Here is a 10919-nt window from a genome sequence, read left to right on the forward strand (position 1 = left end):
CCGTGGAGCCGTACCGGATCAAGGTCGTCGAGCCCATCCCCATCACCACCCGCGACTACCGTGAACGCAGGTACGCCGAAGGCGGGTACAACCAGTTCAACCTCACCGCGGACGACGTCACGATCGACCTGCTGAGCGACTCCGGCACGGGTGCCCTGTCCGCGGAGCAGCAGGCGGCCGGCATGCGCGGCGACGAAACCTACGCGGGCGCCCGGTCGTGGTTCCGGTTCCGGGACGTGGTCGAGGAGCTCACCGGCTTCGACCACGTCTACCCGGTGCATCAGGGCCGTGCCGCGGAACGGATCCTGTTCACCGCGTTGCTCAAGCCCGGCCAGATCTCCATCAGCAACACGCACTTCGACACCACCCGCGCGAACGTGGAGATCGCCGGCGGTGTGGTCCGCGACCTCCCGTGCCCGGAGGCCAAGGACCTCTCCAGCGACGAACCGTTCAAGGGCAACATCGACCTCGTCGCCCTCGAAGAGGCGTTGAGCGGACCGGACGACGTCGGCCTGGTGCTCATGACGATCACCAACAACGGCGGCGGCGGACAGCCCGTCTCGATGTCGAACCTCAAGAAGGCCAGCAAGTTGTGCCGCAAGCACGGGGTTCCGTTCATCCTCGACGCGGCCCGGTTCGCCGAGAACGCCTGGCTCGTCACGCAACGGGAAGAGAAGTACCGCGACCACAGCCCGCGTGAGGTCGCGAAGAAGGCGTTCCGGCTCGCGGACGGCTGCGTGGTCAGCCTGAAGAAGGACGGCATCGTCCACATGGGAGGGTTGCTGGCCCTCAACGACACGGCGCTGGCCAAGCAGTGCGAACTCCTGCTGATCGCCACCGAGGGGTTCCGCACCTACGGCGGGCTTTCCGGCCGTGACCTCGACATGTGCGCGCAGGGCCTGAAGGAGGTCACCGACCCGCTGTACCTGCGCGAGCGCGCGGACGCCACCGCGTACCTCGCCGAGTGTGCGCGACAGGCCGGTGTGGACAGTGTGCAGCCGACGGGTGTGCACGCCGTGTACCTCAACGCGGGCAAGCTCCTGCCGCACATCCCGCCGCACCGGTTCACCGGTCACGCGCTCGCGTCGGAGCTGTACCTCGCGGGCGGAGTCCGTTGTGCGGAACTGGGTTCGCTCTACCTCGGGGAGATCACCGAGGAGGGCGAGCTGATCACGCCCGCGCCGTTCGAGCTGGTGCGCCTGGCGATCCCGCGCCGCGTCTACACCCGCAGCCACCTGGAGTACGTGGCCGAGACGCTCGCGGGAATCGCCGAGAACCCCGAGCGGGTCCCCGGTTACCGGCTCACCGAGGCACCCGCCATGCTGCGACCGTTCCGCTGCCGGTTGGAACAGGTCAGGTAACGCCGAACAGCTAGTGGTGTGGCGCAGAACCTTGCCGGGTGAATTCGCGGTCAGACGGGTGCATCGTGGTGCCGCCCCCGCATCCTCATACTGGATGTATGGGGGTGCGGGGGCGGTGCCGCGAGGTGCCCTGCTGAGCGTGGATTACCCCGCCAAGGTTCTGCGTCGCACCACTAGGCGACCGCGTGGTCGAGCTTGCTCATCGCATGCTCGATCACGCGGGCCAGCACCGCCTTGCACGACTCGCGGTCGCGCGCGTCGCACAGCACCAGCGGAACGTTCTCGCTGACGTCGAGTGCGTGCCGCACCTCGTCCGCGGTGTAGGAGTAGCTGCCCTCGAAGCAGTTCACCGCGACCACGAACGGGATCCCGCGCCGTTCGAAGAAGTCGATCGCGCCGAAACCGCCGTCGAGCCTGCGGGTGTCCACCAGCACGACCGCGCCGATCGCCCCGTACGACAGCTCGTCCCACATGAACCAGAAGCGGTCCTGGCCGGGCGTGCCGAAGAGGTACAGCACGACCTCGGGGTTGATCGTGATGCGACCGAAGTCCAGCGCCACCGTCGTGGTGTTCTTGCCCTCGACGCCGGCGAGGTCGTCGATCTCCGTGCCGGCCTCGGTGAGCAGTTCCTCGGTCCGCAGCGGCGTGATCTCGCTGACCGTGCCGACCATCGTGGTCTTGCCCACGCCGAAGCCACCCGCCACGACGATCTTGACGGAGGACGGGACGAGCAGCTCTTCTTGCTGCTCAGATTGCACGGACACCATCTAGCACCTTCTGGAGTAGGTTCAGGTCCGGCGCGGTCGCCAAGCGGGACGGATCGCTGGTGATGACGTCGCCACGTTGGATCAGGTCACTCAGCAACACCTTCGCCACGACGAGCGGCGCGTGCAGGTACGCGGCGACCTCCGCGACGGAAAGCGGCTTCCGGCACAGTCTGATGATCTCCAGGTGCTCGACGGAGAGCGAGGCGGTCTCCGTCGAGGTGCGGATCGACCGCACCTGGGTGGCGAGGTTCAGCCGGCCCCACGTCGGCCTGGTACGGCCGCTCACCAACGCGTACGGGCGGACCATCGGGCCGGCCGCCTCGTCGTACCACCAGTCCGAGGATCGCGAGCTCATGACAGACCGAGGTGGCCGGGGACGCGCGGCGACGCGAGTGTTCGGGGCGCCGAGGACAGATAGCTGCCCACTCGCTTCACGAGCATGTTCATCTCGTAGGCGATCATGCCCATGTCCGCGTCCTCCTCACCGACGACGGCGAGGCAGGCGCCCTGCCCGGCGGCGGTGACGAACAGGTGCGCGCGTTCCATCTCGACGATGGTCTGGCGGACCTGCCCGCCGCCGAAGTGCCGTCCGGTGCCCCTGGCGAGCGACTGGAACGCCGACGCCATCGCCGAGAGGTGGTCCGAGTCGTCCTTGGACAGTTCGGGAGAGCGGGCGAGCAACAGGCCGTCCGCGGAGAGCACCACCGCGTGCCTGGCGCCGATCACTCTGGCGACGAGGTCGTCCAGCAGCCAGTTGAGCTCGGGGTGCCCGCCGGTCAGGTCGTCGTCCACGGAAACAGCCCTTTCAGTCGTGGGAATGATCACGGTTCGACGGCGTCGTCGGCCTGGCGGGCAGTTCGGGTGCCCTGCTGGAAGGCCGACATGCCGTCGCGAGTTCGTTCCGCCCGTTCCTCGGTGTTCGCCTCGGCGAAGTCGGGCTCCGGCCGGTGGTCGTCGTTCGCCAGCTGCGGCACCAGGTGCTGCTGCCGGCGGCGGCGAGGCAGCTCCGGCCGGGTGTCCTGACGTGTCGCTTCACTCTCGCGGGTGTCTTCCGCGGGCCACTGGTCGGCCTGGCGGTCGGGCATCGGCAGCACGCCGACGATGCTGCCGCTGTCGTGGTCCTCCGCGCGGCGGGAGTCCGGGACGTTTCCCACTCCTCCCCCTGCCCAGAACTCGTTCAGTCCCGGGGTGGACCTGGCGTCGAGCACGACGTCCTCGGCGTGCGGGAGGGCGGTCTGCGCGAGGGTCTGCTGCCGGAACGTCGGCTTGGGCATCTGCACGGGGTCCGTGGAGTCGGCCACCGCGCCCACCTCGCCGACGATCAGCTCGGACGGCACCAGCACCAGCGCGATGGTGCCGCCGGACGGGCAGTCGCGGAGCTCGACGTGGATGCCGCGGCGGGCGGCCAGCCGGGCGACGACGAACAGGCCGAGGCGGGACTCGCCGCGCAGGCGCATCGCCTCGAAGTCCGGCGGTGCGGCCAGCATCTTGTTGTGCTGCTCGCGGTCGTCCGGCTTGATGCCGAGACCGTGGTCCTCGATCTCCAGCACGAGACCCTGCGGCACCTCGCTGCTGTGCACCTCGACCTGCGAACGCGGGGAGGAGAACGAGGTCGCGTTGTCGACGAGCTCGGCGATCAGGTGGATCGTGTCCGCGACGGCGGCGCCGACCAGCGCGACCTCGGGCACCGGGTTCACCTTCACGCGGGCGTACTGCTCGGTCTCGGCGACGGCCGCGCGCACGACGTCGAGCATGCGCACGGGCTTGCGCCACTGCCGTCCCGGCTGCTCGCCGGTCAGGATGATCAGGTTCTCGGCGTTGCGCCGCGCGCGGGTGGCGAGGTGGTCGAGCTGGAAGAACGCGTCGAGGTGGTCGGGGTTCTCCTCCTCGCGCTCCAGCTTGTCGAGGATCTTGAGCTGGCGGTGCACCAGACCCTGGTTGCGGCGCGCGATGTCGAGGAAGACCCGGTTCACGCCTTCACGGGTCTGGCTCTCCTTCACCGCCGCGGCGACGGCGGTGTACTGCGCGGCGTTGAACGCGTCGGCCACCTGGCCGATCTCGTCGTTGCCGTAGTCGAGCGCGGGCACCTCGGTGGCGACGTCGACGTGCTTGCCTTCACGCAACCGCTCGACGATGCTCGGCAGCCGTTCGTGCGCAAGCTTGAGCGAGTCGCTCTTCAGGTTGGTGAGGCGGACGATCAACGCCTTGTTGACCAGGCGGTTCGAGATGCGCACCGCGACGAAGATGCCGGCGATCACCGCGACCAGCGCGACCAGACTGCCGATCAGCACCGTGGTGAACTTGTCCCTGCCGTTGGCCATGGCCACGTTCACGGCACCGTTGGACTGCTCCTCCACCAGCTTGGTCAGCTCGGTGGACACCGCGCGGTCGGCCGTCTCCCAGTCGGTCGCGCTGACGGACTGCCCGATAGGTCGTTCCGCGTTCTGCAACAGGCGGTTCTCGAGGAGCACCAGCTGCTGCCACTGGGCGCTGCCGACGACGGACTTGTAGTGCTCACGCACGGGCGGCAGGGCGTAGGGCTCGATCGAGTTGAGCGAGGACCGGTACGCGCCGACGAGGTAGACGAACTCGCGGTGCTCCTCCGGGGTGAACTTGCCGGCCGCCAGCGCTCCGGCGGCGACCGAACCGGCCCGCGACATCGAGTCGGCGGCCTGGAAGTACTGCACCGCGGCCAGCGCGCCCTGCACGGTCTCGGCGTCCGGCACGATGCGGGCCTGCGTGTTGAACAACGCGGCACCGGCGTCGAGGACGCTGTTGTAGTAGCGGTAGATCTCGGGCTTGGACGCGGTACCGGCCTCGAGCGCGGCCCGCTGCTGCGGAAGCTGGTCGAGCAGCCCGTTGAGCTTGCCGATCCCGTCGACGACCTCCTGCGGCGCCTGGGAGGCGAGCTCGGTGAACGCGGCCTTCATCGTGGTCAGGTCCGCATCCGTCGCCTGCTGCTGCTTGACCAGCGCCGACGTGCTCGAGCCCGGCTTGCTCAGGCTCGTCATGCTGAGCTCGCGTTCCTTCTGCAGCGACGCGAACGACTGCACCGCCGGGATCGACGCGTCTCGCACACCGGAGGCGACCAGCTGGAGGTACAGCCCCTCGAACACCGTGTAGGACGAGAACAGCGCCCACATGGCCAGAAGGACGATGCTGGGAACCACCACGACACCAGTGAGCCGTGAACGAATTGTCTTGTAATTCGTATCAGGCGCAGTCTTCAGCTTCACAACGCTCCACGACCACCCGAATTGGCGACGGAAAGATAGCACTACAAGATCAACACGATCAACAGCCGATGATCTTGTGGGGTGTGCGTAGAGACTACTCAGTCGGATGACCATCGCAACACCCCCGGTCCTCGGTTCCGGTCTCACCATGCGAACTGTGCTTGTCGTGCACGAACACGCTCTCGCAGGTAGAACGGCGACCGATGGTTCCGGTGCCCGGTGCGACGCCGAACTGGGCTTTTCCGAACCGAACTCGACAAACGCACCGGTCATTCGGCGTTAACTTGACACGACGTGCGGAATCTTCTATTGCAATAACGCATTGCAACCAGTCGTCGCTTACCGTCACCGGCAGTTTTCGAAATTCCCCCGTGCGGTACGTCGCAGGGGTCGTACCGACCTCATGACCGAAGACCTGCAGGCCCGCGCCGCCACCGGCCGAGGTGAGGGTGTTTCCGTCCTTGACGAACAGGTGGTGCTCCCGCGCCTGTGCCGAAGCACTCGTCCGCCGGACGGACCCCATGACATTCCTGCCCCTGCACCGCGTGACGTCCATTCGGCCCAGTGCGGACAGGTCGTGCGCGCCGGTAACACGGCATCTTCCGGACATTGCGCCAGGCCGTAAGGATCTTCATGTTTCCGGCACCGTCATCGGTGGAGTCCGCACCCGCGATTCGCGCGGCCTTGATCTTGCGAAAAGGATCCGCGGCGAAAGGGCGGGACCGACTGGGAAAACGCAGCTCAGAACTTCGTCGTGCCGCGGGAAAGCGAGCAGCCGGTCGAGATCGGGGTTCATCGCGCGTGCCGGAAAGGCGGTCTACCGTGGAGGGATGGCATCCGTGCACCCGCCCGGCCTGACCAGGTTCAGGACGCACGACCTCCCGGGCTCGCGCCGCCTCACCGGGTGGGAGGAGCACAACGCCCGCGCGCTGGTCGGCCTGCGGGCACTGCCGCTCGGCGACCGGCCGTTCGACGGCACGGAGATCAACCTCACCCTGCCCCGCCTGCAGGTGGCGCGGGTGACGGGGTCGCCGCACGCGGTGGAACGGGACGTCCGGCAGATCGCCCTGCACCCCGCCGACGGAGTGGTCGTCTACTTCGCACTGTCCGGTGCGGGACACTTCGAGCACCGCGGAGGCCGTGAGCTGATCGCGCCGGGACAGGGGCTCGTGATGGACGGTGACCAGCCGTTCCAGCGGACGTTCTCGCACGGCCTCACCGAACTCGTGCTGAAAGCCCCGCGTGCCCTGGTGCGTGAGACCTCCGGCCGTTCCGGACCGGTGAAACCGCGGGTGTTCGGCTTCCAGGACAACGCTCACGCGCAGGCGCTGGTGACCGCGCTGTCCGGAGCGCTGCGCGGCGGCCCCGCGGACTGGGAGGGGCTGGAGCGCGTCGCGACGGGTCTGCTGGGCGTGCTGCTCGGCGGCGAGCGCTCGGACACCGGCGATCTGGCGGCAGCGCACGCGTACATCGCCGCTCACCTGGCCGAGCAGGACCTGTCCGCGAGCCGGATCGCGGCCGCGATCGGGTACTCCGAACGTCATCTCTCGCGGTTGTTCGCCAGGTCGGGGCAGAGCGTGCCGCAGGCGGTGCTGACCGCCCGTCTCGACGCCGCCCGGCGCCTGCTCGCCGAGCCCATCTCGCTGGCGGAGGTCGCCACCAGGAGCGGTTTCGCCTCGCAGGCGCACTTCTCCCGCACCTACCGGGCTCGGTTCGGCACCACGCCGTGCCACGACCGCCGTCAAGTGTCCTGAATTTCGCGTCCTGAATTTTGCCTGTTTCCGCCATGTCACGGCCGCACGACGTTCCAGGCACCGCCGCGCTGCCACCGTTTCGGCATGGTGACCTTCCACGACGGTCTCGTCGAAACCTCCCCACCGACGCACACCGCGGTCGAGACCGATGTGCTGATCGTGGGATCGGGCCCGGCCGGGGCCTCCGCCGCACTGTTCCTGTCCACACTGGGCGTTCCGAACATCATGATCACCAAGTACCGGTGGACGGCGAACACTCCGCGCGCGCACATCACCAACCAGCGGACGATGGAGATCTTCCGCGATGTCGGCATCGAGGACCAGGTGCTCGCGGACGCCACGCCGCACCACCTGATCGGCGACACCGTGTTCTGCACGTCGATCACCGGTGAGGAGATCGGCCGCATCCTCACGTGGGGCAACCACCCGGCCCGGCACGCCGATCACGAGCTCGCCTCGCCGTCGCTGAACTGCGACATCCCGCAGACCTACCTGGAGCCGATCCTCGTCCGCAACGCGACCGCGCGCGGCACGCAGACCCAGTTCAGCACCGAGTACCTGAGCCACACGCAGGACGCCGGCGGCGTGACCGTGCGGGTGCTGAACAGGCTCACCGGTGCCGAGTACACGATCCGCGCGAAGTACCTGATCGGCGCGGACGGCGCGCGCTCCGCCGTGGCCGCCGACCTGGACCTGCCGTACGAGGGCCAGATGGACGTCGCCGGGTCGATGAACATCACGTTCAAGGCCGACCTCTCCGAACTCTGCCGGCACCGCCCTTCGGTGCTGTACTGGGTGATCCAGCCCGGCGCGAACGTCGGCGGCATCGGCGCGGGCCTCGTGCGGATGGTCCGGCCGTGGAACGAGTGGCTGATCGTGTGGGGCTTCGACCTCGCACAGGGCGTGCCGGAAGTGTCCGAGGACGACGCCCTGCAGATCGTGCGCAACCTCGTCGGTGATCCTTCGCTCGACGCGGAGATCACCGGTATCTCCTTGTGGGGCAACAACGAGCAGTACGCGACCCGGTTGCAGCAGGGCAGGGTGTTCTGCGCCGGGGACGCCGTGCACAAGCATCCGCCGAGCAACGGCCTCGGGTCCAACACCTCGATCCAGGACTCCTACAACCTGGCGTGGAAGCTGGCTTTGGTGCTCAACGGACAGGCCGGCACCTCGTTGCTCGACACCTACACGGCCGAACGCGCTCCCGTCGCGCAGCAGATCGTGTTGCGGGCCAACAAGTCCGCTCGCGAGTTCGGTGCGTTGTTCGAGGCGCTCGGTCTCGACGCGGCCGAGTCCGCCGAGCAGATGCACGCGCAGATCGAGGAGCGCAAGGACGTCAGCCCGGCCGGTGCCGCCAAGCGCGCCGCCGTCCGGGAAGCCATGGAGCTGAAGAACTACGAATTCAACGCGCACGGCGTGGAAATGGGCCAGTCGTACGAGTCCAGCGCCGTTGTTCCGGACGGCACGACCCGTCCGTCGCCTGCCCGCGACCCGGAGCTGTACTACGAGCCGTCGACCTGGCCCGGCGCCCGGTTGCCGCACGCCTGGGTCGGCGACAGCACGCGCAAGCGGTCCACCCACGACCTCGTGCCGTACGGCCAGTTCACGTTGCTGACCGGGATCACCGGCGAGGCGTGGGTCAGCGCGGCGCAGAAGGCGGCCGACCGGCTCGATGTCCCGGTGCAAACCGTCGTCATCGGACCTGGGCGTCCGGTGACCGATCTCTACTTCGACTGGTCGCGACTGTCCGGTGTGGACGAGGATGGTTGCGTGCTGGTGCGCCCGGACAAGCACGTCGCCTGGCGCAGCGACGCGCTGCCCGCTGATCCCGAGGCCGAGCTGATGTCCGTCCTGACCTCGATCCTCAGCCGGGAGGAGAGCGCGTGAAGTTCGACCACACCACCCTCGGCCAGCGCGTCCTGTTCGGCACCGGAGAGGCGGCCGCCACCCTCGCCGCGGAGGTCGAACGGCTCGGCGCCCGGCGGGTGCTGCTGATCGGTGAGGAAGCGATCGCCGCGGAGGTGGCCGCGAAGATCGACGTGGTGGCGCGCTGCACGGACGTGGCGCCGCACGTCCCCGTTGCCAATGCCGAACGTGCTCGTGCGCAGGCCGCGTCGTCCAACGCGGATCTGCTGGTGAGCGTCGGCGGAGGGTCCACGACCGGGCTGGCGAAGGCGGTCGCGCTGACCACCGGACTGCCGATCGTCGCCGTGCCCACCACGTACGCGGGCTCGGAGGCGACGAACGTCTGGGGCCTGACCGAGGCCGCGCGCAAGACCACCGGCAGCGACGACCGCGTCCTGCCGGTGACCGTCGTCTACGACGCGACCCTCACCGCGTCGCTGCCGCCGGAGCTGGCCATCGCCTCCGGCTGCAACGCGCTCGCGCACTGCGTCGACTCGATGTGGGCCCCGCGCGCCGATCCGATCAACCAGGCCCTTGCCGCGGAAGGCATCCGCGCGTTGAGCAGCGGGTTGCGGCAGATCACCGGCCTGGACGGCCGTGAGCAGACCCTCTACGGCGCCTATCTGTCCGCCGTGGCGTTCGCCTCCGCGGGTTCGGGACTGCACCACAAGATCTGTCACGTCCTGGGCGGCGCCTACAACCTCCCGCACGCCGCGACCCACACGGCGGTTCTCCCGTACGTGCTGGCCTTCAACGCTCCCGCGGCCCCCGAAGCAGCGCGCAGGATCACCGAAGCCCTGGGCGCGCCCGACCTGACGTCGTTGTACTCCGACATCGGCGCCTCTCACGTCCTGCACGGCGTCCCAGACGCCGCCGAGGCCGCCCGTCTGATCCTGCCGTCCGTGCCCCCGTCGAACCCTCGCCCGGTCAGCGAGGCCGACCTCACCGCACTGCTCGCCGCTGCCCAGGCGGGCCAGAACCCGACCGAGTGGAGCCGAGCATGACCGTCTCTGCCGAACAAGAGGCCCAGCAGCGCATCGAGGAGCGCCTGACGGCCGAGGTCGTCGCGTCGTTCGCCCGGACACCGGACCCACGACTGAAACAACTGCTGGAGTCGCTCACCCGGCACCTCCACGCGTTCATTCGCGAGGTGCGGCTGACCGAAGAGGAGTGGACGCGGGCGATCGAGTTCCTGACCGCCGTCGGGCACATCACCGACGAGAAGCGGCAGGAGTTCATCCTGCTCTCCGACGTGCTGGGCGCTTCCATGCAGACCATCGCGGTGAACAACGAGGCCCACCTGGACGCCACCGAGGCCACGGTGTTCGGCCCGTTCTTCGTGGAGCAGTCGCCTTTGGTGGGCAACGGCGGAGACATCGCCGCGGGCGCCCCCGGAACCCCGTGCTGGGTCGAGGGAACCGTGCGCGACACGGAGGGAAACCCGGTCGGTGGCGCGAGGATCGAGGTGTGGGAAGCCGACGAGGACGGCTTCTACGACGTGCAGTACACCGACGACCGAGTGTCGGGCCGCGGCCACCTGTTCTCGGAGCCCGACGGCACGTTCGCCTTCTGGGGCGTGACCCCGACGAGGTATCCCATCCCGCACGATGGTCCCGTCGGCGCGCTCCTGGACGCGGCGCACCGCTCCCCCATGCGCGCGGCCCACCTGCACTTCATGGTCTCGGCAGCCGGGTTCCGCACGCTGGTCACGCACATCTTCGTGAAAGGTGATCCGCAGCTGGAGATCGGCGACTCCGTTTTCGGGGTCAAGGAGTCGCTCGTCAAGGAGTTCGCCGGCCAACCGGCCGGCGCCCCCACGCCGGACGGGCGCGCGCTCGGCGACAAGCCGTGGGCGCGCGCCCGGTTCGACATCGTGCTGGCCCCGCAAGCCACCTG

Annotated in this window: 9 protein-coding genes; 5 read left to right on the forward strand and 4 right to left on the reverse strand. The window is 68.7% G+C overall.

All coding sequences use genetic code 11. The features are described 5' to 3' along the window. Positions 1–2 precede the first annotated feature (2 nt). On the forward strand, positions 3–1361 hold the full coding sequence (locus tag ACWGE0_RS31360) for a tryptophanase (RefSeq protein ID WP_452264515.1): 1359 nt from the start codon (positions 3–5) through the stop codon (positions 1359–1361). A 173-nt stretch (positions 1362–1534) separates the two neighbouring features. Here the strand turns inward: ACWGE0_RS31360 and ACWGE0_RS31365 are convergent, their stop codons facing one another. From ACWGE0_RS31365 to ACWGE0_RS31380, 4 genes are read right to left on the reverse strand one after another with little or no spacing between them, the layout of a single operon-like run. Continuing rightward, positions 1535–2128 carry a GTP-binding protein gene (locus ACWGE0_RS31365; protein WP_452264516.1) on the reverse strand — a complete coding sequence of 198 codons (594 nt, stop codon included), beginning with the start codon at positions 2126–2128 and terminating at the stop codon, positions 1535–1537. After that, positions 2109–2483 (reverse strand): DUF742 domain-containing protein, encoded by a 375-nt coding sequence (locus ACWGE0_RS31370; RefSeq protein WP_452264517.1) that lies wholly within the window; start codon positions 2481–2483, stop codon positions 2109–2111. Before ACWGE0_RS31370 ends, ACWGE0_RS31365 begins: the two co-directional genes overlap by 20 nt. Then, entirely contained in the window at positions 2480–2920 is a 441-nt protein-coding gene (locus ACWGE0_RS31375) for a roadblock/LC7 domain-containing protein (RefSeq protein WP_319967064.1), read from the reverse strand. Before ACWGE0_RS31375 ends, ACWGE0_RS31370 begins: the two co-directional genes overlap by 4 nt. Positions 2921–2949: 29 nt before the next feature. Next, positions 2950–5298: a sensor histidine kinase gene (locus tag ACWGE0_RS31380; RefSeq protein ID WP_452264518.1), complete on the reverse strand. Its 2349-nt coding sequence runs from the start codon at positions 5296–5298 to the stop codon at positions 2950–2952. An 896-nt stretch (positions 5299–6194) separates the two neighbouring features. On the opposite strand from ACWGE0_RS31380, the gene ACWGE0_RS31385 reads away from it, so the two are divergent. The 4 genes from ACWGE0_RS31385 to ACWGE0_RS31400 all read left to right on the forward strand — a co-directional run. After that, on the forward strand, positions 6195–7118 hold the full coding sequence (locus ACWGE0_RS31385) for an AraC family transcriptional regulator (RefSeq protein ID WP_452264519.1): 924 nt from the start codon (positions 6195–6197) through the stop codon (positions 7116–7118). Between the two features lie 84 nt (positions 7119–7202). Further along, complete coding sequence (locus ACWGE0_RS31390) at positions 7203–9005, forward strand: FAD-dependent oxidoreductase (RefSeq protein WP_452264520.1); 1803 nt, start codon at positions 7203–7205, stop codon at positions 9003–9005. Next, positions 9002–10027 (forward strand): maleylacetate reductase, encoded by a 1026-nt coding sequence (locus ACWGE0_RS31395; RefSeq protein ID WP_452264521.1) that lies wholly within the window; start codon positions 9002–9004, stop codon positions 10025–10027. The genes ACWGE0_RS31390 and ACWGE0_RS31395 overlap by 4 nt, the downstream gene beginning before the upstream one ends. Beyond that, positions 10024–10919: dioxygenase family protein (locus tag ACWGE0_RS31400; RefSeq protein ID WP_452264522.1), on the forward strand; the 896-nt coding region annotated here is incomplete at its 3' end. The genes ACWGE0_RS31395 and ACWGE0_RS31400, both read left to right, overlap by 4 nt.

It is taken from the genome of Lentzea sp. NPDC054927, from assembly GCF_053610285.1.